The 25,582-nt window shown below is 41.6% G+C and carries 22 protein-coding genes and 2 tRNA genes; 12 read left to right on the forward strand and 12 right to left on the reverse strand.

The window, feature by feature from the left end; all coding sequences use genetic code 11:
- Positions 1 to 133: 133 nt before the first annotated feature.
- Entirely contained in the window at positions 134 to 1,189 is a 1,056-nt protein-coding gene (locus MsAg5_RS05865; protein ID WP_338099690.1) for a shikimate kinase, read from the reverse strand.
- A 306-nt stretch (positions 1,190 to 1,495) separates the two neighbouring features.
- Here MsAg5_RS05865 and MsAg5_RS05870 point away from each other — a divergent pair, with 306 nt between their 5' ends.
- The 6 genes from MsAg5_RS05870 (at position 1,496) to MsAg5_RS05895 (ending at position 10,073) form a co-directional block, all read left to right on the forward strand.
- A complete protein-coding gene (locus MsAg5_RS05870) occupies positions 1,496 to 2,500 on the forward strand; it encodes a PhoU domain-containing protein (protein WP_338099691.1) in 1,005 nt (334 codons plus the stop codon).
- A 262-nt stretch (positions 2,501 to 2,762) separates the two neighbouring features.
- On the forward strand, positions 2,763 to 4,229 hold the full coding sequence (locus tag MsAg5_RS05875) for a chloride channel protein (protein ID WP_338099692.1): 1,467 nt from the start codon (positions 2,763 to 2,765) through the stop codon (positions 4,227 to 4,229).
- A gap of 119 nt (positions 4,230 to 4,348) precedes the next feature.
- On the forward strand, positions 4,349 to 5,608 hold the full coding sequence (purT, locus tag MsAg5_RS05880) for a formate-dependent phosphoribosylglycinamide formyltransferase (protein WP_338099693.1): 1,260 nt from the start codon (positions 4,349 to 4,351) through the stop codon (positions 5,606 to 5,608).
- Between the two features lie 3 nt (positions 5,609 to 5,611).
- Positions 5,612 to 7,036: a hypothetical protein gene (locus MsAg5_RS05885; RefSeq protein ID WP_338099694.1), complete on the forward strand. Its 1,425-nt coding sequence runs from the start codon at positions 5,612 to 5,614 to the stop codon at positions 7,034 to 7,036.
- A 310-nt stretch (positions 7,037 to 7,346) separates the two neighbouring features.
- Positions 7,347 to 8,537 (forward strand): homocitrate synthase family protein, encoded by a 1,191-nt coding sequence (locus tag MsAg5_RS05890; RefSeq protein ID WP_338099695.1) that lies wholly within the window; start codon positions 7,347 to 7,349, stop codon positions 8,535 to 8,537.
- 720 nt (positions 8,538 to 9,257) lie between these two features.
- Positions 9,258 to 10,073: a hypothetical protein gene (locus MsAg5_RS05895; protein ID WP_338099696.1), complete on the forward strand. Its 816-nt coding sequence runs from the start codon at positions 9,258 to 9,260 to the stop codon at positions 10,071 to 10,073.
- 242 nt (positions 10,074 to 10,315) lie between these two features.
- Here MsAg5_RS05895 and MsAg5_RS05900 read toward each other — a convergent pair whose 3' ends face one another.
- Positions 10,316 to 11,386: an NAD(P)-dependent alcohol dehydrogenase gene (locus tag MsAg5_RS05900; protein ID WP_338099697.1), complete on the reverse strand. Its 1,071-nt coding sequence runs from the start codon at positions 11,384 to 11,386 to the stop codon at positions 10,316 to 10,318.
- A gap of 508 nt (positions 11,387 to 11,894) precedes the next feature.
- Positions 11,895 to 12,449 carry a sirohydrochlorin nickelochelatase gene (gene cfbA, locus MsAg5_RS05905; RefSeq protein WP_338099698.1) on the reverse strand — a complete coding sequence of 185 codons (555 nt, stop codon included), beginning with the start codon at positions 12,447 to 12,449 and terminating at the stop codon, positions 11,895 to 11,897.
- A gap of 527 nt (positions 12,450 to 12,976) precedes the next feature.
- Here cfbA and MsAg5_RS05910 point away from each other — a divergent pair.
- Positions 12,977 to 13,438 (forward strand): metal-dependent transcriptional regulator, encoded by a 462-nt coding sequence (locus MsAg5_RS05910; RefSeq protein ID WP_338099699.1) that lies wholly within the window; start codon positions 12,977 to 12,979, stop codon positions 13,436 to 13,438.
- A gap of 278 nt (positions 13,439 to 13,716) precedes the next feature.
- The gene (locus tag MsAg5_RS05915) at positions 13,717 to 14,430 is read left to right on the forward strand and encodes a head GIN domain-containing protein (RefSeq protein ID WP_338099700.1); all 714 of its coding nucleotides are present in this window, start codon (positions 13,717 to 13,719) and stop codon (positions 14,428 to 14,430) included.
- 145 nt (positions 14,431 to 14,575) lie between these two features.
- On the opposite strand, the gene mmp11 is transcribed toward MsAg5_RS05915, so the two are convergent.
- The 3 genes from mmp11 to MsAg5_RS05930 form a co-directional block, all read right to left on the reverse strand.
- Positions 14,576 to 15,523, reverse strand: coding sequence for a methanogenesis marker protein 11 (gene mmp11, locus MsAg5_RS05920; protein WP_338099701.1), 948 nt, complete (start codon positions 15,521 to 15,523; stop codon positions 14,576 to 14,578).
- Between the two features lie 208 nt (positions 15,524 to 15,731).
- Positions 15,732 to 16,442 carry a RadC family protein gene (gene radC, locus MsAg5_RS05925; protein WP_338099702.1) on the reverse strand — a complete coding sequence of 237 codons (711 nt, stop codon included), beginning with the start codon at positions 16,440 to 16,442 and terminating at the stop codon, positions 15,732 to 15,734.
- A gap of 69 nt (positions 16,443 to 16,511) precedes the next feature.
- Complete coding sequence (locus tag MsAg5_RS05930) at positions 16,512 to 17,006, reverse strand: hypothetical protein (RefSeq protein WP_338099703.1); 495 nt, start codon at positions 17,004 to 17,006, stop codon at positions 16,512 to 16,514.
- 356 nt (positions 17,007 to 17,362) lie between these two features.
- Here MsAg5_RS05930 and MsAg5_RS05935 point away from each other — a divergent pair, with 356 nt between their 5' ends.
- Entirely contained in the window at positions 17,363 to 18,235 is an 873-nt protein-coding gene (locus MsAg5_RS05935; RefSeq protein ID WP_338099704.1) for a DUF7847 domain-containing protein, read from the forward strand.
- Positions 18,236 to 18,442: 207 nt separating this feature from the next.
- Here the strand turns inward: MsAg5_RS05935 and MsAg5_RS05940 are convergent, their stop codons facing one another.
- Both MsAg5_RS05940 and MsAg5_RS05945 read right to left on the reverse strand, forming a co-directional pair.
- Positions 18,443 to 18,799 carry a response regulator gene (locus tag MsAg5_RS05940; protein WP_338099705.1) on the reverse strand — a complete coding sequence of 119 codons (357 nt, stop codon included), beginning with the start codon at positions 18,797 to 18,799 and terminating at the stop codon, positions 18,443 to 18,445.
- 509 nt (positions 18,800 to 19,308) lie between these two features.
- Positions 19,309 to 19,380, reverse strand: a tRNA-Ala gene (locus MsAg5_RS05945).
- A gap of 315 nt (positions 19,381 to 19,695) precedes the next feature.
- On the opposite strand from MsAg5_RS05945, the gene MsAg5_RS05950 reads away from it, so the two are divergent.
- A tRNA-Ile gene (locus MsAg5_RS05950) sits at positions 19,696 to 19,772 on the forward strand.
- Positions 19,773 to 20,936: 1,164 nt separating this feature from the next.
- Complete coding sequence (locus tag MsAg5_RS05955) at positions 20,937 to 21,296, forward strand: MreA family transcriptional regulator (RefSeq protein WP_420846997.1); 360 nt, start codon at positions 20,937 to 20,939, stop codon at positions 21,294 to 21,296.
- A 295-nt stretch (positions 21,297 to 21,591) separates the two neighbouring features.
- On the opposite strand, the gene MsAg5_RS05960 is transcribed toward MsAg5_RS05955, so the two are convergent.
- On the reverse strand, positions 21,592 to 22,962 hold the full coding sequence (locus tag MsAg5_RS05960) for a PFL family protein (protein WP_338099706.1): 1,371 nt from the start codon (positions 22,960 to 22,962) through the stop codon (positions 21,592 to 21,594).
- Between the two features lie 15 nt (positions 22,963 to 22,977).
- Positions 22,978 to 23,256, reverse strand: coding sequence for an ACT domain-containing protein (locus MsAg5_RS05965; protein WP_338099707.1), 279 nt, complete (start codon positions 23,254 to 23,256; stop codon positions 22,978 to 22,980).
- A gap of 943 nt (positions 23,257 to 24,199) precedes the next feature.
- Here MsAg5_RS05965 and MsAg5_RS05970 point away from each other — a divergent pair.
- Positions 24,200 to 24,670, forward strand: a complete 471-nt coding sequence (locus tag MsAg5_RS05970) for an MmcQ/YjbR family DNA-binding protein (protein ID WP_338099708.1) — start codon at positions 24,200 to 24,202, stop codon at positions 24,668 to 24,670.
- A 31-nt stretch (positions 24,671 to 24,701) separates the two neighbouring features.
- Here MsAg5_RS05970 and MsAg5_RS05975 read toward each other — a convergent pair whose 3' ends face one another.
- Complete coding sequence (locus MsAg5_RS05975; protein ID WP_338099709.1) at positions 24,702 to 24,947, reverse strand: KEOPS complex subunit Pcc1; 246 nt, start codon at positions 24,945 to 24,947, stop codon at positions 24,702 to 24,704.
- Positions 24,944 to 25,528, reverse strand: a complete 585-nt coding sequence (locus tag MsAg5_RS05980; protein ID WP_338099710.1) for a Brix domain-containing protein — start codon at positions 25,526 to 25,528, stop codon at positions 24,944 to 24,946. The genes MsAg5_RS05975 and MsAg5_RS05980 overlap by 4 nt, the downstream gene beginning before the upstream one ends.
- Between the last annotated feature and the right edge of the window lie 54 nt (positions 25,529 to 25,582).

Raw genomic sequence — 25,582 nt, forward strand, 5'->3', positions numbered from 1 at the left:
GTCGGCTGTTCATAAATCGTCAAAAATCAGCCTCGGTTTTAAAATGAAATAAAAAAAGAAATAAAAAAAGAAATTAAAAAAGAAATTAAAAAAGAAATTAAAAATGAATGAGAAAATGAATTAAAAAATAAAATTAAACTAAATCAGTCAAATCTTTTTGTTCCACCTTCATTTTCTCTGAAAAGCTCAAACTTTCGGAAACTGCGTCTCTATTACACGTTTTCGTATCAAAAATCCGGCAATCCAGATACAAGGAAATCCATTTGGACCTGACATCATTCTTGATTTGATTTAGTTTTTGGACATCGGTTTCGGTTTTTCCTTTCGGGAAAAGCGCGATAAAAGATGGACCGGTTCCGGAAAGTCCGGAAACGATGCCGAACTCTTGACCGAGTTCCATGCAGGAAAGCGCCGGCTCCGGACTGAATGCGAGCGCGCCGCAATACAACAGACCGTTGAGTTTCATCGCTTTTTCGTATTGCCCGTCTTTGGCCAAATCAAACGCCATTTCCACCAAATCTTTGAGAAGAACGCTGCGGGCAACGTTCGTATCGGCGCTGTGCGCTTTTTGGTTCGGATTGAAAATTAAAACATCGTAATCAAACGGCTCGTTTTTGATCAGTTCCATTTTTTTGTTATCGGTCAGCGCGACGCCGCCGAAAAATGAAGCACAGGCATCGTCAAAGGCGCCGGTAATCGTCACTTTCGCGTCTTTCGCCGCCGCAACGCCCCATTTGACAACTTCAAGCGGATCAACGGACTTTTCGGCGCCGATTTCATTCAAATAACCAAGCGCGTCAAGCGCTGCCAAAACGCAGGAATTGGCGGCAGCGCTGCTGCTTTTCAAACCGCCGGCGGCCGGAATATCGCTTTTCGTCATGACGCGGGCGGACTTGGAAACATCAAATTTTTCAAAAACAATTTCGACGCAGCGTTCCGTCAGATACGGATTCATCGAAATGTCATTCAAATTCAGACCGGAAACCGAAGGGATACCGGCACCGCTCTTGGAATCAGAACGGACGCCGGAAACGGTACCGTTGCCGGACCCGGGCCCGGCATTGTCCGGTTCAAGAATCACTTGCGCATACGTTTTCATTTCCGTCGCAAAAGCCCCGCCTTTCCAAGCGGCAATTGCGTTGATAATGGTCCCGCCGCCGAAAGCACATCCGTATCCCTTTTGAATCATAAGACGAAGTAACGGGATTTTGTTATAAAATGGTAATCTATGAGAAAAGCGGATTTTTTAGAAATATAAGTTTATTCTATTGAAATAATTTATTTTTGGAAACAACATATATAGATTATCAAAATATATATAGAATCAATCGTTTTACTCATTTCCTATATTTTTGAATCATCAAAAAATGACTTCTATATTTTCTATATTTGATTAGAATTTCACAAATTCAACAAAATTTACAATTAAACTGACAAATTCAATTTATTCAATTTATTCAATTTACTTTCAACACATTTCCGATTGGGGATAAAAATGGAAACCAGAAAAGTGCAGCAAACAGGCGGATCGACATATATTATTTCTCTTCCGAAACAGTGGGCCGATAAAGTCGGCATCGCGCCCGGCATTCGGGTCGGCGTTCAGCCGCAGCCGGACGGAAAATTATTGATTTGTCCGACCATCGATTCAAAACCGCTTCGGAAAAAAACAATCGACATCACCAATATCACCGGACAGGCGCTGGAGCGCGACGTGATTGCGGCTTATTTGGCCGGCTACGATATCATCGAATTCGTGTCCCCCAAAATTATGGCGGAACAAAAAAAGATTCTCCGGACGATTTGTTACAAATTGATCGGTCCCGAAATCATTGAAGAAAACTCAAACAGCGTCTTGGTTCAAGATCTGTTGAACCCGAACGACCTATCCATCAAAAAAGCCATTCAGAGAATGTATCTCATTTCCAATTCCATGTTTTGCGACGCGGTCATCGCGCTCAAAAACTGCGATTTAGATTTGGCGACCGACGTCGACGAGCGGGACGACGAAGTCGACCGCCTTTACCTTGTGATTTCCAAACAATTCAAATCCATCCTGTGCGGCACCAGCTTTTTGGACACCAATGAGGCTTCTGTTGAAGAATACCACGACTTTCGGATGGCAGCGACGCCGATTGAAAGAATTGCCGACCACTCCCAAAAAATCGCGCGCGTTGTTTTGTCCATGAAACCGAAGATCGATCCTGAAACGATGGATGAAATCGAAAAAATCAGCCGGCTGGCCAAGCAGACGTCCGAAAAAGCCATGGACGCCCTTTATAGCTCCAACGCGAAACTGGCCAACCAAGCGATTGACAGCCAAAAAGAAATCAATACATTGATTGCGAAATTTACACTGGAGAAATTTAATAACAACACAAAACTTTCGTTTGAAAATGTTTTGGCGCTCCGGGTCGTCATGGACAGTATCGGCCGGATCGGCGACTACAGTATGAACATCGCGGAAATCGCCATCAACGCGTCCATCGAATCCAAATAAATTTAAAACAGCTGACGGTTCGAATTTAAATCAATAATTAAAATTTAATAAAATTCAAAGAATATAATCGAAAAGCACTTATAAAAACAACTCATTTTTACCGTAAAATTAAATTTGAATTTTATTAATATTTTCATTTTAGTTTTTATTTTATTATGAATTGATATATTTCAGTATATTATATTTGATTTTATATTTGATTTCATTTGACAATGGATATGTCATAATTGTTACAATACTGTTGATTGTTTGAGGATTGGAAATGAAAATGAAGATACAAAATGGTTTGGTTTTTGCGATTTACGCGCTCATTTTGGGTGCGTTTGTCGGCGTTGTCACTTTTATTTTTTTAAAATTAATGAATTACGGCATTGATTTCTTCTGGGTTTACCTTCCGGGTCAAGTTAATTTCGTTTATTTGCCGATTGTGATCTGTGCCATCGGCGGCGTTTTTGTCGGCCTGACGAAGAAAATGTACGGCAACCAGCCGCCCACATTATCGGTCGCGCTCATGGAAGCCCAAAAGAACAAACGCGTCGAATACAAAAATCTGCCGTCCGTCGTTTTATGTGCTTTTATCCCATTGATTTTCGGCGGCAGCATTGGTCCGGAAGCGGCCTTGGTCGCCATTTTGGGCAGTTTGTGTACGTGGATCGGCGACCACGTCAAAGCGTCCGCCAAATCCGTTCAAGCGTTATCCGAAATCGGTATGGCGGCGACTTTGGGCGCTTTATTCGGTTCTCCGTTCTTCGGCGTTGCGAAAACAGTTGAAGAAGAGGAAGAAGCGAACATTCTTTTCGCCAAAGAAGTAGAAGAGAAAAAATTTAAAGCGGAAACAAAGGCAGAAGAGAAAAGCGGCTATGTGGAATCGGATGACGACTTCCGAAAAAAAGCCGAATTTGAAGACGATTTTGAAAAAATCCTCGACAAAGACGAAGACTTTGTGATTCCGAAACAATCCAAAATGTACATTTATATCCTGGCCGCCATTGCCGGCTTTGGAACATATTTCCTGCTGACCTCTTGGTTCCCGACCGGCGGATTTTACAGATATGATTACGCCGGCATCGGTATCAATGAAATTTTGGCGCTGTTACCGCTGGCCGTCGTCGGTGTTTTGGGCGCTTGGCTCTATTTCACATTCGGCTATCTCATTAAAAAAGCGATCAAACCCGTTTTAAAATACAAGATTCTTCTGGCCGTCGTCGGCGGTATCGCGCTTGGCGCCATCGGTATTCTTTTGCCGTACACCATGTTTTCCGGAGAAAAGCAAATCGGCGAAATGGCGATGAATTGGACGATGCTGACGACAGCGGTGCTGTTGCTGACCGTGATCGGCAAATTATTCATCACCCGGTTCTGTATCATGACCGGCTGGCGCGGCGGACAAATTTTCCCGGTGATTTTTTCCGGAATTGTTCTCGGATACGTGATCGCGTCCGTATTCCCGATTGACCCCATCTTTTGCGCGGCGATCGTGTCCGTTTCACTGACAACCGTCATTCTGAGAAAGCCGGCAGCCGTCGTGATTTTATTCATCATCATCTTTCCGATCGGATACATTATTCCGCTGGCAGCCGCATCCATCATCAGTAATTTCATTCCGGTTCCGAAATTTTTGGCCAAATCCGAAAAAGAAGATTTCGAAGCCGAATACAAAGAAACGATGCGTCTCACGGAAAAAGCATTGGAACGGCCGGAATTAGCTGAAAAGCAACAGGCGGCTTAAAGCCGTATGAAAAGGGAAGAACATAAATAAAAAAACAAAAAGAATCAAACTAAAAACAAAACAAAATCAACTAAAAAGCGAAATAAAAAGATTCAAAACCAATCCACGGAGAAATTATTTTGACAACAATCGGAACCCCTCTTTCCCCCAATGCGACAAAAGTGGTTTTATGCGGCTCAGGCGAACTTGGAAAGGAAGTTGCGATCGAACTTCAACGCCTCGGCGTTGAAGTGATCGCCTTGGACCGGTACGCAAACGCGCCGGCCATGCAAGTGGCGCACCGCGCGTATGTTTTGCCGATGACAAACGGGGAAGAGCTCCGAAAAGTGATTGAAACGGAAAAGCCGGACTTCGTGGTCCCGGAAATCGAAGCGATTGCCACCGACGTTTTGGAATCACTTGAGAAGGAAGGATTTAAAATCGTCCCTTCAGCGCGGGCGGTCCGCCTGACCATGAACCGGGAAGGGATCCGCCGGCTGGCGGCCGAAGAACTCGGTTTGAAAACGTCGCGCTACATTTTCGCCGAATCGGAAGAAGACGTGGCAAAAGCGGCGAATACCTTGGGTTTTCCGTGCGTCATGAAGCCGATTATGAGTTCGTCCGGCAAAGGACAAAGCGTGATTTGGCAGCCGGAAGACGTGACGCCCGCGTGGGAAAAATCTCAGACGGAAGCGCGCGGCGGCAGCGGAAAGGTGATTGTGGAACAATTTATCGATTTTGATTTTGAAATCACATTGCTGACAGTCCGGTGCGTCAACGGTACGCTCTTTTGCGAACCAGTCGGTCACAAACAAGTCAGAGGCGACTACCGGTCGTCTTGGCAGCCGCAGAAAATGAGTGAAAAAGCGCTTCAAAAAGCGCAGAAGATGGCGGAAAAAGTCACGAAGAGCCTTGGCGGTTTCGGGATTTTCGGCGTCGAGTTTTTCATCAAAGGCGACGACGTTTATTTCAGCGAAGTGTCGCCGCGCCCGCATGATACCGGCATGGTGACGATGATTTCCCAGGATTTGTCCGAATTCGCGCTTCACACGCGCGCTTTTTTGGGGCTTCCGATTCCGCTCGGAACGGAAACGAAACCGGCAAAGGGAAAGAGAAAAACGAGGGGAAAAAGGAAAGAAAGTCCAAAGAAAAATGTGGTCCCAAACAATGGACCGGCGGCTTCTCATGTGATTTTGCGGGAAGGAAATTCCGACCGGATCACCTATTCGAATTTGGAAAAAGCGCTTTTGGAAAAAGACACGCAGATTCGTCTTTTTGGAAAGCCGGAAATTAAAAACGAGCGGCGTTTGGGCGTTGCGCTCGCCAAAGGAAAAACGATTGGCGACGCCAAGAGAAAAGCAAAGAAAGCGGCGGATTCGGTTGTTGTCAAGATGGAATAAAAAATGACAGAAGAACTAAATAAATCAGACTTATCAGCATTTATGAATAATGTCCCATTAATAAAGGTGAAAATATCAGAAATTGATATCCAAATAAGACCGGTTTTTGGTATAAGTTCCGTGGAAGTACTTTTTGAGTGCCACAGACGGGGAGAAAATTATCGTTCTTCGTTTTCCAAAGCTGTTTTCCATATGTATGAACAAACAAAATATTTCAATGAGATCATTCTCACTGAAGATGATTTTGTAAACACCACTGATGAAAACTTATCTTACATCCTTAACCGCATCCTTGAACACGACGAAGAAATAAAAATGGAATATGACAAAGAATATATAGAAAATTCATATGAACGGTTTTATAAAGCGAATGAGGAAGTCTTGAAAAGAGCGACAGAAGGGATTAAGAACCCATTGGTCGAAATGATAAAAACATATGAATCATTGAACAAACCATACATGGAATGGCTTAACAACGTAACAAGATTAGTGTCAACCCCACGTGATTATTTGTTAGGATTTAATGTTGCAATTGAAAACAACTCAACTTTTGATTTTTTAAAGGCTCATCCTGCGTTGATAAATACCCACCAATTTCAAACCCAAAATATAAAGATGCTGCATCCATTTTTTGAAGAAAATGGATATTCACCATTACATAAAATGATGGAAAACATCCACCTTATAAATGAAAGTGTAAACCAACTTTTCCAAAATTACATTGTACAAATGGAAAGAACAATACAGTATCCAATATTCACTTATTTGCCTTTGTTTTTCCATAAAGAATGGAGTGAACAGCGAAAAACATTATTAAATTTTGGTTGGTTTTATTCAGACGAATTACCAAATGAACTTGTCAATGAAATTCATGAAAAAAGAAATGAATTAAATATTGATGAAGTGAACAAAATGATTGTTGAATATTTCCGAAAGGACAGATGTGAAATTTTAAAAAATATGGTAAGAGGGTGGAAAGATTTATCATATTTTCGTTGTCGAGAAAACATATTCCATGAAGCCCTTGTTAATCATTCAAGAAAATACTTTAACTCTTCTGTAACTTTATTAACTATACATACAGAAGGGGTAATTACAGATTTTGTAAGAATAGAACTGCAAGCTGCAAAATATAAAATGATTCTCGCAATTGATGATATAAAAAAACTAATAGAAGTAGAAAACATTTCAGTTAACAAATATGAAATTTATATTGATGTGATTGAACAAATTACGAAAGGATTTATAGAAAAATTCGATCATTCTAACCCAGAGGAAGCATCAAATAAATCTCGTCACAAAATTGCCCACGGACATGTTTATGAAAAAGAGAGTGAAGTGAACTCATTAAAACAATTTTTATACATTAATGAGATATATCACTTATTTGTTCAATTAAATAAATCTGAACAAATAAAAAATTGTTAATTTTCACTTATAATGAAAAAATTTATTAAAAAAAATGGATGCACAAAATTTAAAAAATACAAATCATGAAGAATTCACTTCATCTTATTTTTTATTTTTGTTCGTCGTTTCAGACATATTTTCGGAAAATATTATAACTTAAAATGCATGAGTTGCAACTTTTTTCAGATATTTTTCAGAAAGGCATAAATAGACGGTATTTCTCATAAATGTAATTCTATCATATACAGATAATAATGACAATTATTCAAACGATTCAATTATTCAAATTAAAAAAATACAACAAAAACAAAAGGACTGAATTTTAAAAATGGAAAATGACGAACAATATCCCGAATATTGCCGCAACAAGCTGATGGATTTTGTCAAAAAAAGAGACATCAAGATCGAGATTTGCGATGTGACGCTGCGCGACGGCGAACAAACACCGGGCGTTGCTTTTTCGAAGGAACAAAAAATGTCCATCGCCCGGCACTTGGATGAGATCGGGATTGAAGTGATCGAAGCCGGTTTTCCGGTGGTGTCGGAGTCCGAAAAAGATATTGTGAAAAGCATCTCTCAAATGGATTTGGACGCGAAAATTTGTTGCCTCTGCCGGTCCACAAAAAAAGATGTGGAAATCGCTCTGGATTGCGATGTGGACATCGTCAGCGTCTTTTTAGCGATGTCCGACCTTCATTTGAAATACAAATACCACAAGGAACTCGATGAAATGCTGACGGTGGCAATGGACGCCATCGAATACGCCAAAGACCATGGCCTTGGCGTTCGTTTTGCGGCGGAAGACGCCACCCGAACACCGATCGACCGTTTGGTCGGCGCGTTTAAACAAGCGGAAGAGCGCAAAGTCGATTATGTGAGCATCGCCGACACGATCGGCATTTTGAATCCGTCCACCGCCAAGTATCTGACCAACGAGATTTACAAAGCGGTCGACACAAAAATCTGTATCCACTGCCACGACGACTTGGGCATGGCGGTCGCCAACACGCTGGCTGCAGCCGAAGCGGGCGCTTACCAGCTTCACACCACCGTCAACGGCATCGGCGAACGGGCCGGCAACGCGGCGCTGGAAGAGGTTTTGGTCGGACTGCGCGTTCAGTACGGCATTGAGCGGTACAACCTCAAAAGCCTGGTCGATTTATCCAAAGAAGTCGCCTGTTATTCAAAGATTGAACCGGCCATCAACAAAGCCGTCGTCGGCGAAAACGCGTTCTCTCACGAATCCGGCATTCACGTCGCCGCCATCCTTGAAAATCCGCGGACGTATGAATTATTCCTGCCGGAAATGGTGGGCGGGCAGCGCAATTTAATTGTCGGAAAGCACACAGGAACAAAAGCGTTGGCGGGAATCATCAAAAGCATGGGATACACGCTGGATGAAGACGATTTCAACGTTCTGTTCGATCAAGTCAAAGTCATCACTGAAAACGAGCAGAGAAGCGTTAACCGGGATGAACTGGAAGCTCTGATTATGAATATTTTAGAGGTCAGCGACTAAGGTCGCGCCTCGCCTTTTGTTTTCATTTCGGATTTCTTTTTTTGTTTTCTTTTTTGGCGGGTGGCGGCGCGCGCGTTATGGCGGCACTTTTTTGTTTTGTGTTTTTAAAAACGATAGGTCGGTTTTTAAAGACTTCATGAAAACCAGCCCGTAAAATCAAACGCGATAGCGTTTGTATTTTACGGATACCGCTAAACAGATACGATTTTAGTTGTAAATAATAAGGTACAAATCGGATCAAGAAATGTGTGTATTGTTGGAAACAGTTGGTGCAAAACGGATTAGGAAAAAACTGTATTGTTAGAACAGCAGATGCATCCTGAAATCTAAAAACAGTCATCTGTAGGTGCAACACAATATAATAAAAATACAGTACGTTAACTGTTTGCCAATTTCATCTTATTTTAGTAGCAATCCGCCAAGTTCCGCCCTCTTCACGCCTTCGGCGTTCAGAGGTCTGAACTTGCGGGATAACATTCGGAACAGTAACTGATTGCTGCAACCGTTGCATTTGTGCGCTGTGCCGTCGCGCGCGTTACGGCGGCAATTTTCATGGTGTGCGAAACCCGACCGATATTTTCACATTTAAGCTAAAAGTCTCCCCCGATTTTTATAGATACATATTTATAAATTAAAATGACTTTACCAAAAATTATTTGTCTGAAAATAGAAATAAATGAAACAAACGGAAATAAAATAAAAACAATCAGGCGCATACACATGGAAGAGCGTTACAACAAAATGAAAACGGACCCGATTGAAGATTTGGTCATTCAGTCCCGCCTTGAAAAAATAAAACGGGCGCGTGAAAATCCGGATATTGAAGTGATTGAAATCGAACTCAGCTCCGTGGAACAGGTTTACAACCACATGGACCCGTCGCCTTTTTATGACAAAGAATTGGACGCCAACGCCGAACAATACCTTTTGTCCGCTCTGGATGAGATTCCGCTCAAAAAAGAGGCGATGCTGGTCATTTATGTTCAAACAAAGAAACTGACGGAAAAGAAAGAAACGATTCTGAAAGACTCGATTCACCGCCATTTTGAACGAAAAGCCAAATCGCTGGACCGGCAAGCGCACAAAAAAACAAAACGCGTCACCTACAGCGCGATTTTCGGAATTATTTTCCTCGGCCTTTGTTTGACGATTTCTTACAAATTAACAACGCAGACGTCGCCGGAAAGTTATTACCAAATTCTGGGACAAGGCTTGGTCGTGATCGGCTGGGTGGCGCTTTGGGATCCGACGGAATATTTCCTTTTCGATTGGTGGGAACCGCGCAAAGAAATCGCCGAATGTAAGAAGATCAGCAAAATCGCAATTGAGGTGATTCCGGTCAACCCGCCGGACATCGAAAAACAAGCAAAGCAAGATGACCGAAAAATTAAATCGGGCGATATAAAAGTAAAAACGGATGACGCAAAAGTAAAAACGGAAGAGAGCAAAAACATATCGGAAGAAATTAAAAACGTATCGGATGACGTCAAACAGGAAACAGATGAGATGAATTCAACCGGTCAAAATCAAAACTAAAAACGAATGGCTTCTGCCGATTAAAAATAAAAGAAATGAAAAATAAAAGAAATGAAAAATAAAAAACCGAAAAAAGAAGGAACATAAAAAAAGAGGGAATGTTTTTGTTTTTTGGAAAGCCGGTATTCCGGCTTTCCGGTCCCGTGAGGGATGAAACGGTTATTAGTCGGTTTTTCTGTTTTTACTTGTTGATTTGAACAGTTTATTAATGTTGCTGCTATTAATTATGTTCATTTTTAGAATTACAAGTCGTTGCAAATAACGACCGGTTTAATTAAGTCCTTCGGTTTGTCTTTCATCAACAAGAGCGCCTTTTCAATGCTTTCAAAGCCATCGAAAACGTGCGTGGCCATCTTTTCCGGGGCGATTCTTTTGTAGGTACAAAGGTCGACCATGCGTTCCATTTTCAAGCGTCCGCCAGCCACAAGTCCGCCGCGGATGTCTTTGTGGGACATACCGTTGCCCCATTCCAATCTCGGAATCGGGAGTGTTTCGCCGCTGCCGAAGTAGTTGACGTTGGAGATGGTTCCGCCGGGTTTGGTGATTCTGACGGCTTCCGAAATCGCATTGGAGTCGCCGCCGGCAATAACGGTGGCGTCAACGCCGCGTCCGTTGGTGGCTTTTAAAATTTGTTCGACGATGTCGCCTTTCTTGTAGTCGATAATGTCGGTGGCGCCGTATTCTTGGGCCAAGTCCGTACACACTTTGCGGTTGCCGACGGCAAAGAGACGGCCTGCGCCGTGGATGGCTGAACCGGCGACGGACATGAGTCCGACCGGACCGATACCGATCACCGCAACGGTGGCGCCGGTTTTGATGTTGGCGAGTTCTGCACCCTGAATGCCCGTCGGGGCCATGTCGGACAACATAACGGCTTGCTCAAGCGACATTCCTTTGGGCATCATGGCCAAGTTCATGTCAGCGTCGTTGATGTGGATGGCTTCCGAGAAAACACCGTCTTTGATGTTGGAGAATTTCCAGCCGGACAACATACCGTTGGAGTGCTGGGCATATCCGTCTTGGGCTTCAAGGGAGCGCCAGTCAGGCGTAATGGCCGGGATGACAACGCGGTCGCCGACTTTGAAGTATTTGACTTCGCTGCCGACTTCAATGATTTCTCCGGCGGCTTCGTGGCCGAGAATTAAGTTGTGGCGGTCGCCGATGGCGCCTTCGAAAACGGTGTGAATGTCAGATGTACAGGGCGCCAAAACGAGCGGTTTGACCAACGCGTCATACGGACCGACTTCCGGCTTTTCCTTTTCGATCCAACCAAGCTTTCCGATACCTAACATCGCAAATCCTTTAACTTTCATTTAACGAACCTCCTTGATTAAACAACAGGTTTAAACCGACCTGCTTAGTGAGGACGTTATTTTGGACATATATAAAGGTTGCGAAAGTCTGTCATGAAAATAAATTACATAGAATAAATCTATACGATCCAACTAACTTTATCTTCCAAAAATATTTTGTTCAAAAAAAGAAGAAAGAAGCGAATTATTTTTTAAAATATGTTAACTTTTAAAAAATAGAATGAGAAAATATGAGTTAACAATAAATATTTTAGAAATTTTATTAAATTATCATGAATCTTCATTTAGAAATATACATATGAAAGAGGCATGAAATCATAAAAAAGAAGAACGAGAGAGAAAACGGAACAGAAATAAAACAAAAATAAAAAGAAATGAAACGAAACGAAATAAAACGAAATAAAAGAAACAAATAAAGAAACGAAATAAAAGAAACGAAACAAAATTGAAAAAGAAATGATGAAAACAGAGAAGAAATAAAATAAAAGAAGAAAAATTAATTAAAAAATTAATTTTTCAAGGCGCGTTCCATAACGATTTCAGCAATCCGGTCGTCAGCGCCGATCGGTCTTTTGTAAACGATCTCGACGTCGCTTGGAATATCCACTTTTTCAAAGTCGTGGTGGTGACCGTGACCATGTCCATGACCGTGGCCATGTCCGTGTTCTTTGTGACCGCCACATTCTTTTTTATGAGCGCATCCGCCTTCTTTGTGATCGTGTCCGTGATCGGCGTGGTCATGCGCAATGCCGTGGTCGTGGCAGTATTGGTGGTCGTGGTCGGCCGTGTCTTTCAAAATGCCGAGCATACGCGGAATATCTTTTTCGGTGTGGGTTCCCGGGGCGAGGAAAACCGGAACAACGACAATTTTTTTGGTTCCGTCGGCAATGATTTTTTTCAAGGATTGCGGGATGGTCGGCTCATTAAATTCCATGAGGCCGATTTCAACATGTTGGAATTTGCCGGAGGCTTTGACTTTGTCGGCCACATCAATCAGCAGCTGCTTGGAATACGGTAATTTGCTGCCGTGTCCCACCAAAAGCAATGTTTCTTTTTTGTCCATATTTTGACCTTTTTTGATTCAAAAACAGAAGTGAAATAAGCAAATAAGCATTAAAACAGGCGCCAATGAGGACGCCGATTTGAAAATGCGTGTAAAACGATCGTGTAACTACCATCAAAGCTCTTTATTTTATATAAGTATTACGAAGAATCGTAAAAGTAATAACTGTTCAAAAGAGACCCCTTCGACAGAAACAAGGACGACATGGATAGATTTTTAAAGGATAAGTTCATGCAAATTAGATCCTTTTAACCCGACACCGAATTTTGAATATTTTTCTTTGGAACCGGTGCGTTTCTTTTTCAACCGATTCATGTGTTAAAAATATTGTATCACATAAATTTATATAATTTAAAAAGAGAGATGAAATAAGTTCAGTTCGATTAAATTTTTTCGTTTTTATCAATTCTTCAGCCTTCCGCAAGGAAGAATAGAATTAAAAAGAATTTAAAATCAAGAGATAAGGAAATCGTCAAAAAAACAGACGATTCAACGAAAATTATTCAGAAACAACAGGAAGAACAATCATGACGTCGGAACGAAAAGAAGATTATCTCAAAACCATTGACAAAATCATTTCCGAAAAAGGATACGCCCAAGTGAAAGACATTTCACGTTCCTTGGAAGTCGGCCCGTCCAGCGTCACCGGCATGCTGAAAAAGCTGACGGACGAAGGCTACATCAATTACGAAAAATACGGCGGCGTGACGCTGACTCAAAAAGGAAAAGAAACGGCGGACGAAACCAAAGAAAAATACAGAACCATCAAGGAATTCCTGACCGCGCTCGGCGTTTCCGAAACGGTTGCTGAAGACGACGCCTGTAAAATGGAACACGTGATTGCACCGGACACGTACACGAAATTCCTCATGTTTTGTGAATTTTCCATAACGGAAAAGGGAACAAATCAAATGGAAAATTTCAAAAAATACTGCGAAACCGGAAAAACCGAAAAATGCACGTGCGGTCCGAAAATTCAAAAGTTGTAAATTGAATTTGACAAAAAATTAATTGTTCAATCTTCCTCTTGTTTTTTGTTCCTTTTTTCTTTTTTTCATTTATTCTTTTTTTATTCTTTTTTTCATCTTTTTATTTTTTCTTTTTTTCATTTATTCTTTTTTCATATTCATTTTTTCATTATTTGGCGGCACATGCGCGCGCGTTACGGCAGCACATTTTAAAGAGCGGCAAAAAGCATACCAACATTTTTGTATAAAAATGTCATTTTCAAACCGAAGGGTCAATTTGACCAATTCGGAGAATCAAAATGAAAACGAAAATATTAACAGCCACTGTTTTATCACTGTTATTGATTTTTACCGCAGCCGGCTGCATCAATTATGACGCGAACGACACAAAAGCACACAACGAATCAGAATTGGGAGACTTTAACAAAATAAACATTACCGGCGTTTCACACCTGAAATTGATCAATTCAGATACACAAAGCATCAGCATTGACGCCGGCCAAAAAAATATTCAAAACATAACATATAAAGTCGTTAATGAGACCCTTGAAATCACGGCTGAAAAATATGTGAAGTCCAACCAAGACACGGAAATTACCGTTTATTACAAAGAACTCAATGAAATTGCCGTTGCCGGCGTTCACGATGTGGAAGCGGATGCGCCGATTACAACCGAAAACTTAACAGTGAAAGTTGACGGAACAAACAACGTTGATTTAAAAATCAAGGTCACAAACTTCACACTCAATGTGGTCGGCGTTGACAATATCGATGTTGAGGGAACAGCACAAAACGTCACCGTTCTTGCGGACGGCACGTCCAATGTGGATTTAGAGGATTTGAAGGCCGTCAATGTGACCGTAACGGCAAACGGTGTTTCCAATATTGACGTCTATGCTTCCGAGACATTAAGCATCAACTTGGACGGCGCTTCAAAATTATCTTATGCTGGAAACCCGGCCAATGTCAACAACAATGTTTCGGCCGTATCTACGGTTGTTAAAAAGAACTAAAACGATGTCAGAAAAGAAACGTCAAATTTAAAAAACAAAAAACGAAAAAAACCAAGATCAACAAATCTGCTTTGATTTGTTGATTTCTTTTTTTGGACGAAATTCAATGAATTCGCCCGCATATTAAAAAAAGAATGGAATAGAATTATTCATTCAAAAATCCGGGTTTGACCGACTCAACCGGATTGGCGAACCAGGCGAAAGCCGCCAGCGCGCCGATCATGCCGTTGCCGCCCAAAATAACGTCCACCGCATTTTCCGCGGCGGTTTTTTCCGCTTCGGCCCGCGTGACGCGGGATGTTCTTCCCTTTTGGCTGTAATCCGCCAAGCCTTTCGGAATCGAAAAGCCGGAATAAACCAGCATGCCTGTGTTTTCACTCACGCTGTATTTTAAAAGAAACGCTTTGACGTCGGCGATTAACTTTTCTTTGGCTTGTTGGCTGACGCATCCAAATTCCAAAACGGTCGACATACAGTTTTGCGTCTTTTCCGGAACCGGATAAAGTTGGACCAACGCCTGGGATAATAAAACCGCGTCGTCGTTGCTGACCGCTTTGCCGATGTTGTGCGTGAGCGTCCAGGTTGCGCCGACGTCGCAGGAATCCGTGTCGTCGATTGCAATCAACACACGTTCGCGCCGCGGGACGTAAATGGTTCCTTTGGCGGTTTTGCCGCCGCCCGACTCTGTGATTTCATAGCGGGAAACGCCGTTGGCAAACGCCCGGCATTTGGTGGCGCCGACACCGCCGCCGCCGAGACCGGCATACGTGATTTCGACGTCGCCATCCGCATTGCAGACGACGGATTCAATTCCGGCCGCCGCGACAGAAGATTGCAGCTCAAACGGAAAACGTCCGACAGAAACGGTATAGCGAATAGATTCGCCGTAGATTTGAACGTTTTTCACCGCCGGCGATTTGGCGTAATGATGATAAGACCAGCAGGCGCCGCTGAAACAGTTGGCGTGTTCGATAATTTCGGCAACGTCGTTTTTGCCGTCGCAAATCGCGTAAATTCCCTGATAAGGAACCGTGTACGGATCCTCTAAAACGAGGGAGCCGCCGCCGGAACTCTCATGGCTTTGATTTTTCAAAAGATAAAACCTCTATAAACCTGTGTTCCTTTCTAAAAGGAATGGTTTGTTATAAACCATACGGTAAAAATACCCTTTTTTGGACACATTTCCGATTTATTTTGAGTTTATTTCCATTTATTTTTGATTTGAAGGACGTTTTGACAGAGATTCTGTTGAAAACCAAAAAGTATTGTCCTTTTTGTCCGCATTTGGCGGAAAATATTCATTAAATATGCCCCTCCTGCTTTAAACTGATAAAACAGCCGTCTCCGACAATGATGTGGTCCAAAACATCAATCCCAAGCAAACGGCCGCAGCCGGCGAGACGGGCCGTCACGTCGAGATCTTCCGGACTGGGCGCCGGATCTCCGGACGGGTGGTTATGAATCAAGACAATGGCTGCCGCCGATTCCAAAAGCGCCGGCCGGAAGATTTCCCGCGGATGAACGATGCTGGCGTTGAGGCTGCCGATGGAAACGACTTCTTCCCGAATGACGCGGTTCTTGGAATCCAGGCACAGGATAATGAATTTTTCCCGCTTTTCTTCCCGTATTTTCGGATAAATGAATTGATAGATGTCTTCCGGCGATTTGATGCGGCGCTTCGGCTCGTCCGTAAATGATTCCAGCCGGCGCGACAACTCAAACAGCGCAATGATTTGACAGGCTTTGGTTTCGCCGATGCCGTGTATTTTTTTCAATTCCGAAACCGACATCCGGCTCAATTTTTTAAGCGAATTGTCGGACAGCATGCCTTGACACAAGTCCAATACGTTTTGGTTTTTGGTACCGGTCCGAAGAATAACAGCCAAAAGCTCCGCATTAGACAAGGAATCCGAACCGGATTTTAAAAGCCGTTCCTGCGGGCGCTCGCCGGGCGAGATGTCTTTGATTTTCAGAGCTGAAACAGAGTTGGGGGATTTGCCGAGTTCAATCATAAAAACGGAAAAGATGTGCCGGCATATAAAAAGTCCGAAAATAACAAAATCGAAAAAGATTTATAGGATTTATTCCGCCAAAACAAACCGGACGTTTCGCCGCGTCAGCTCTTTTTGAATTTCGTCCATAAAAACACCTTGACCGGGGGCAGGCGTCCCGTCAAGATCCGGATCGGTTTGAGAAGGAAGTCCGACCGTTGTCGTAAAAACGCTGCAGGACGGGCTTTTGGGAACGCCTAAAATCAATATGGAAAAGCCGTCCCGTTCGAATTGTTCAATCTGCGCGGCATAGGGTTTGAATAAGTCCGCGCAAAAAAGCCGGTACTTCGGAAAATCCAATTGATCTTTTGTTACTTTGCCGCGCCCGATTCCGAAATAAATTGATTCGGGACACGGAAGCTGAAGCAAATAGTCATTGCGGCCGCCGGTCGGCTCCCGGTTAAAATAATCAAAATAAAAGTCGAACGGAACCGGTTTTTTAATGCCTTTGACGCGTGCCGCCGGATTCAACAGACAGTGAGAAACAACATACATTTTTTTTAACGATTCAGATTCAGAAACCATAAAAACACCACCGGCATACAGCATTTCGGATTGATCTTGAGATTCGATTTTTAACGATTCTCTTTCTTATTTTTACTTTTTATTTTTATCCTTATTTTTATTCTAATTTTTATTCTTATTTTTATTTACCGTTTTGTTCACAGTATGTTTTCATTTTTAATTTTTGGAAATAAATTTAATTTATAAAAGTAAAAAATATATTGTAATAAAAAATAAAAGTTTATATATATTCAACAACTTATAATAACTTCAATTGCCTTGCAACTTATATTTTTAAAAAAATATATTTTGTAATGCGATAATAATAGATTTTATCGTTACATTTGTCATTCATCAAGAACTATAGGAGAAATTTTATGGCAGAAGATTCCATTGATGTTTTAGCAAACGGGGTGCGGCATTTTATTAAAAATCCGATCATGCTGGCGCCGTTTATCTGTTTGCTGATTGTTTTCATTATTTTAACCATTATTGAAGGCGCCATCTTGAGCATTTACCTCAGTAACTATATCGGCAGCTTGTTCCAATCTACCAACGATATTTACTACTCTCTGATTATGCTTTTCATTTACGCCGTCGTTCTTTTACTGACAGCTTCGTTCTTCGGCGCCGGCCTCACCGGCATGGCCAAAACAGCGGTCGCCACCGGAAAGACAAGCTTTTCCGACATGGTTACCTACGGCAAAAAGGGATTTTTGAAATTCTTCGAACTTTCCGTTGTGTTCGTCGTTTTGGGCTTACTCGCGCTGATTTTCTTCATCCCGCTCTACCTCCAGCTCGGATCGTTCACTGACCTTTTGACCGGCTACTTGCTTGTGGATTTGGCAACCTTTTTGTCCAAACTCGGCATCGCTTACATGGCATTCTCCGCCGGCGTGGTTTTATCAGTGATTTACTTCCTCGTCCTTTGGATTGCGTTCTTCTACGCTTACTATGCAGCCATCGTCGACGACCTGTCGTTTGTGAACGCGCTTAAGAAGTCGGTCAGCATGCTCAAAAACAAAAAGGCGCTCGGATTTGTTATCCTTTTGACGCTTTTCATCGCGGTGCTCATTGACGGCAGCTCGCTTTTCGTCTGGATTTTCTCGTTCCTCGGACCGCTCTCGGTTCTCGGACCGTATGTTTATGATATCCTTGTGATGGTCATTTTAACCTTCGGCTACGTTTGCGGCGCCAGAATGTACATGACCATCGAAGGACAATCCGTCTCCGACGCCAAAAACGATTAATTAAACCATTGAAAACCCATAAAACCCATAAAAACAACCCATTAAACCAAACCTGAAAACACACCATTTTTCCGGCCCGGTTTTAAACAACCGGACCGGAAAAATGAAATAAAGTTTGAATAAAATGGAAAAATAAGAAAAGAGAAGAAAGAAAAACAAAAGCAAAACAAAAGAAAAAATAAAAAAACAGAAAGAAAAGGATTAAAATTAATCCAAATACTTCTTAATAACGGTCACTAAATCGTTGCTTTTGATCGGTTTTCCGATGATTTCTTTAACGCCGGCTTTGAGGATTTCGTCGCCTTTGGCGGATGAGAATGACGTCAACGCAATAACAATTGCGTCCGGATCATATTTTAAAATGTTGATGGTTGCGGCAATGCCGTCGGTGTTGGGCATAATGACGTCCATGATGACAATGTCCGGATGGAATGTTTTGTACATTTCAAGAGCAATCGCACCGTCTTTGGCTTGCTCAACGGTGTAGCCCGAATTTTTAATTGTCTGGACCAAAAGTTCACGCAATAAGTCTTCATCATCGACAACAAGTACCTTTTTTTTCATATAAGTCCCTCGAAAATAAATATGAGTTTTATAAAATGAATCATTATATTAATTTAAACAATTCATATAGAAGACTCAAACCATATAAAATAATATGCTTAAAATCCGGTGAAATAGATTATAAAGAATTCGCTCAAAAACGAAATCGGATTATATACATTTACAAAGATAATATTGTTTAAAATAATTAGTTTTTTGTTATTCTTTAATATTTCAAAACTAATCGTTTAACAAAAAAATAAAAAAATAAAAATAAAAAAATAAAGAAAATACCTGTAAAACAAATAAAACCGACGGCATTTTGAATAAATCAATACAATGCGGCGTACCACGCACGGTGTCCGCCAAATAAGGAACAGAGAAAGAAGATAGAGAAAAAGGAGAGAAAGAAGACAGGGAAAGAGATAGAGAAGACAGGGAAAAGAGAACGCTGCAATGGAAAATAATAATAGAAATCAGAAAAAGATATCAAAAAGAATGAACAAAACAAAAAAATGAAAAGAAAAAAGTGGACTGATCGGGAATTGAACCCGAGGCCTCTACCATGCCAAGGTAGCGATCTTCCGCTGATCTATCAGCCCAAATGTTTTAATGAAAGAAATAAAAGAACTTCGCCGCTTTGGTTCCTGAGAACCTATGGCGTCGGATATGAACTAACGCAAATTTGGTATAAATATTTGTCGATACGATGAGCCGTGTTTTAAGATTTCAAAAGTTGAAAAGACTGAAAATGGCAAAACCTTTAAATATCAAAATAGGTATTTAGAGGAATGTTGTCACACGACAGCAATAACCAAATCACAAAGCACATTTCGATTTTTCGCTCTAAAATTGAAATTAAATAAAGATTAAATTTCATTTAATTTGTTTTTCTTTGTTTTTGGTCTCATCAATTTGGGCCCGTAGCTTAGCCTGGTGGAGCGTACGGCTGATAACCGTAAGGCCCTGCGTTCGAATCGCAGCGGGCCCACCACACCCTTTTTGAAATAATAATCTGCCTACTTTAGGTTTTCGATTTTTAAACGGCGTTCCAATTCTGAGTCCGTAAGGCTTATTCTGAATCAAATATCCGGATTCACTTTTGATTTCTAATTTTAAGTTTCATACTTTATGTTTCATTCTTTATGTTTCATTCGTACCGCCGGCGTCCGCGATAAAGTGTCAATTCTCAGCAGCTTCTGTTTAAAATTCAGATTTACATCGATCGTTTCTGAGCTTAAATTAACGCAAACCGGCATAATCGACATCACCCGGGGCAACAATAAAGAGATAATACGATACGTATATCAGATATATTGGGGAAAATATATATAATAAATTAGAATAATAATAAATATGAGAATAAAAATCTCAATATAAAAATAAGCAATGCCATAAAACAGAAAAAACAGTTTAAAGATTCAAAATAAAAATATTTAAATAAAATGAATACTATATTTGAGTCTTCTTGTGAAAAACAATAGAGGCAGACAACATATTCGAAAAATGTTCTCGATTTTTAAAGAACGGAATTCAAAGCAGCTGCCGATTGCATCACACCCGATCTCTTTCGTTAAAAACAATAATTCAACGTCATTTTTTTAAAATTTCGTAAATTATAAAAGTTTTTATTAAATTAGAGAACTATAAAGCAATAAATATAAATAAAATAAAAAAATAGAGTAGTATGTTGATAAATGAATATTCAATCATTATATGAAAAGAATATTCGAGCAAACATATTACGTGATCTAAAAAACGAATTCAATCGACGTACCGCATTTTAACATGCCGGCAAAACATTCCGCGAGAGATGACAAATATTTCCGAACCAACGCCTGAAACGGCGGTTTGCAGCAGAAATAATCATCATTAATCATGAATGATTTGTTGATTTGATTGGCTTCAAATGTCATAAAATATCTGCCGTTTTTAAAAAAAACGAAAGATATAAAAACAATTAAATAATTGTATGCGTAACCATACGGTTATTATTATATAATTTATAGAACAAACCTGAGACAACATAAAAAAATATGATTGATCATTACAAATCATAAATATCAGGTTTGGAATAATAAAAACGAAAACTAAACCAATAAAAAAACGAAAACAACGTCAAACGAAGGTTTGAATCACTTAAAAGAGGGAACTATAAATGATGAACGAATACACAAAAGATTCTGAAATGGTAGAGTTATTGAGAAAATTGGATATCAGCAGACCTGTCGCGAAAACACTCGCGTGTTTGTCCGACGGCCGGGAATTGACCTCCCACTCCATTGAAATGACCTCCGGACTCAGACAACCCGAAGTCAGCATCGCCATGCGTTACTTAAAAAGCAACGACTGGATCGACATCCGCGAAGAAAAAAGAGACAACGGCAAAGGAAGACCTGTGAAGTATTATAAGCTTGTTGTTCCGATGGACAGAATCATCGAAAAAATCGAAGAAAACATCATCGAAGAAAGCAGAATTATCTTGAGAAACATTGAAGAATTGAAGAAAATCTCTTAAATTCATTCATTCTCATTTTTTTAAAAAAAGAGCGCCTCAAATCCGAAAACGGATTTAGGCGTTGACTCTTTGCTTTTTTATTTTTAATTCTTTATTTTTGGTTTATTTCTTAAAACTGAAAGACATTTTTTGGATGCGTTTTTGAAAACAGCCGCTTTTTTATTGACTTTTTTTGATAAATACGCAAAGATATTTTTATCGGCTGCCCATCAGCGCCTTTCGTTTGTTATTATAATATTGCGGCGATTGTCCTGAAAGAAATGAATCGCTGCAATATCACTGCCATATCGCCGCATTAATTCGTCAGCGATTGAATCGGCGCCGGGATCCGGCCGCCCCGTTTGATAAATTCTTCCGAACTGAACCGGGAAACTTTCATCACCGGTGCGCGTCCCAAAAGACCGCCGAATTCCACCGAATCGCCGACAACTTTGCCGGGCGCCGGAATAATCCGGACGGCCGTTGTCTTTTTGTTAATCATGCCGATCGCCATTTCATCAGCGATAATCGCCGAAATTGTCGCAGCCGTTGTGTTTCCGGGAACCGCGATCATATCCAGACCGACCGAACAAACGCAAGTCATCGCTTCCAATTTTTCAAGCGACAAAGCGCCGCAGTTGACCGCTTCGATCATACCCGCGTCTTCGCTGACCGGAATAAAAGCGCCGGAAAGGCCGCCGACCGAAGACGAAGCCATCGCGCCGCCTTTTTTCACCGCGTCATTCAAAAGGGCCAGCGCCGCCGTTGTGCCGTGCGTGCCGCAGCGCTCAAGTCCCATCGCTTCCAAAATTTCAGCCACGCTGTCCCCGACAGCCGGCGTCGGCGCCAAAGAAATATCGACGACGCCGAATTCCACATCAAGACGGCGTGAAACTTCCCGCGCGGCCATTTCGCCCATGCGCGTGATCTTAAACGCCGTTTTCTTGATTTCCTCGGCAATGTCGCCAAACGTCGGATCTTTGAGCCGACGAAGCGCGGAATTCACGACGCCGGGACCGCTCACGCCGGCATTGATGACGCATTCCGCTTCGCCGATGCCGTGAAAAGCGCCGGCCATAAACGGATTGTCGTCAGGAGCGTTGGCAAAAACCACCAGCTTCGCGCAACCGATGCCGTCCCGGTGAGCCGTTTTTTCTGCCGCCTCTTTAATCACTTTTCCCATGAGAGCGACCGCGTCCATATTGATGCCGGCCTTGGTGCTGGCCAAATTAATGGACGAACAAACTTTATCGGTCACCGCAAGCGCTTCCGGAATCGATGCAATCAACCGTTGATCGCCGTTCGTCATGCCTTTTTGAACCAAAGCGCCGAAACCGCCGATAAAATCAATACCGATTTCCTTCGCCGCTTTGTCGAGCGTCTTCGCGATCTCAACGTAATCAGCAACGTCCGTATTTTTACAGGATTCGGCGACGATCGAAATCGGCGTCACCGAGATTCTTTTGTTGATGATCGGAATCCCGTACAAATTCTCCACATCGACAACCGTTTTCACCAAATTTTCGGCGCGGGACATGATTTTTTCATAAATGTTTTGATTAAAAACATCCACATCCGGATGCGCGCAGTCGCGCAGACTGATGCCCATCGTGATCGTGCGGATGTCTAAGTTTTCCATCCGGACCATGTCGATGGTTTCCATAATTTCTTCCGAGGTAATGTACATAAAAAGCCTCCGGACTCAGATGCGGTGCATGAACCGGAAAACGTCTTCATGCTGCACGCGGATTTCCACTTTAAACCGGTCGCCCGTCTCCTTCATTTCCCGCTGAAAATCCGAGAGAACAAAGTTTTCATTTTTGACTTCGCCGATCATCAGCATCGTAAAAATGTCTTCCATCAACGTTTGCCGGATGTCGACGATGTTGACGCCGAAGTCCGACATCACTTTTGTGACGCCGGCGACGATACCAACCGTGTCCACACCAATTACCGTAATAACATAACGATCTGTTTTCATAATGAGCTTCCCAATGATTATTTTAATAGAATAATGAAAATTAAAGATAAGGACATTCAACCATTTTAAAGTATATATCCGTTTTTGATTTTAATTTCTGATATAAACAAAAAAAGATAAAAACAAATCAGAAAAAAGAAAGGAAAGCAGAAAGGAAAAAAGAAAAGAACGGAAAAAAGAAAATCAAATACAATCAAAATCAAAAATAAAAAGATGAGCAACAGCCACCACAAATATAAATAAAATAGGCCGGAGAGAGGGGAATCGCCGGCCTGTCCGTTTTTGAGGTTTTACATTTATGGCATCCGTTTTTGTTTTTTCGTTTTGGTTTTTGAACTGGCTTTGTTTTTGGTTTTTTCCGTTTTTGGTTTTTCACATATCTGACTTTTTTGACGATTTTACACGATGGATTTGTCCGGTGCAACCCGGCGCAAGAAACCGGCATCAAACGAAACCATGAAGGCCGGCCATAATTCGGACAGAAGCCCGAATCATAATTGAGAGGGAGACGGAAGGGGAATGTATAAGATACAAAATATATTGAATAAATATTTATTTTGAAAAATATAAATTGCGAACCAAATATATAACTAACATTAATTATAAATAAGCATGAATAAATATTTAAAAGTTTTTTTAAAATATTTGAATAGAATTATAAATTAAGATTTAAACAAATTCGGAAAATTAAAGAATAAAACGAGATGCAACGCGATTTTGTGAAACGGTTTCAGCATATACAAAAACCGTCCCCTAATTTTGAACTCAAAAAAATGTATGCTGTCACGCGCGCCCGCTGCCCGCCAAAAAAAGAAACAATCAAAATCAAAAATAAAAAGTTAAGGATTTGTCAATAAAATATTGAAAAAACTTATGAATGATGTGAATCATTTCATTGATATTGGAATAATAAAATATTGAAAATTCATAAAAGAGAGTCGTTATGATCACCCGAGAAGAAATCTTCGTCCATGTGAAAGAAAAATACGGCGTTGAACCCGATTATCCGTGGATGCGGACGCCGAATTACGCGATTTTACGGCATGCCGGCAACCGCAAATGGTTTGCCGCGATCGTTGACGTTTCAAAAGACAAGCTGGGACTTGAGGGAAAAACCGTCGTGGACGCGATCAATTTGAAATGCGACCCGATATTGATCGGGATTCTGAAAGGCGACGCCGGAATTTTACCGGCTTACCACATGAACAAAGAGCATTGGATTACGGTTTTGCTTGACAGCCCGATTCCGCCCGAAAAAGTCTGCGATTTGATTGATTTGAGCTACAACTTGACAATAAATGAAGGGAAAAGCAAAAAACCAAAAGAGGTAAAACCGCAAGAATCAAAATCAATAAAACCAAAGTCAACTGAGTCAAAAAAATCAGAGAAATTAAAATTAAAACTGAAAGAATAAATTTGAAAATAAAAAGAAAATCAATCGAAAATCAACTTGATGAAACCGACACGTCAAAAGCCGTCTGAATCAAACGAAGCCAGGTGTTTAAGGCAGAACGCAGGGAAATCACGTCGTCGCTTTGAATGTTCAAAACCAGGCGGTTTTCGTCCAATTTGAGCGTAATGACGGATCTGTCCGAGATCGGATCGCCGGCTTCGGGAAGAAGGCTTTGATAAATCTCCGAAATCAAATTCAAATCGTCCGATTCAAAGAAAAATTCGGCCTCGGCTTTCATTCATCGTCACCCGCGTCATCGCAAACACCGACGTCGCCGGTTTTCACACTTTTCACATAAAGGCGCATGAAAATGCGTTCGTCGGACGAGAAGTCCATGCGGTCGTTGTAAATCTCAAGTTTGCGGACAAACGTTTCATTCTTTTCTTTGGCGGTCAGCACTTTTGCAGCTTGTTCTTTTTTGATCGGATTCTTTTTGGATTCCGACAGGGAAACTTCCGAAACGATATCGCCGGCGCCGCCCAGTAAATATTCATTCAGTTTTTGAAAAACCGCGTTGTCCGTTCCGCAAAAAACGTGGCGTCCGAATCGGATGTCGTCTTGAGGAATCTTTTCCGGATAGCTTTCCGAAATATAAACCGAGAGGAACGGCTGACCGGATTCGTCATAAAAAGACAGGCTGCCGGGATTGCCGTGAAACTCGCCGACGACCAAAAGAACGCCGCCTGCACCGTTTTCCAAGACGTCCGAAAAACCCATCTTACCGCGGTTCATGTACGCCGCGTCGAAAAAAAGAGCCAGCTTCTTGCACAAAATTTTCGTTTTTTGAGACGGTTTTCGGGAAGACGTGAGAAGCATCATAGAAAAACCTCAGTGAGAAAAAACACAATACAAAACAGTAACAGTAAACAATAA

This window comes from Methanolapillus africanus (genome assembly GCF_032714475.1).
Lineage (GTDB): Archaea > Halobacteriota > Methanosarcinia > Methanosarcinales > Methanosarcinaceae > Methanolapillus > Methanolapillus africanus.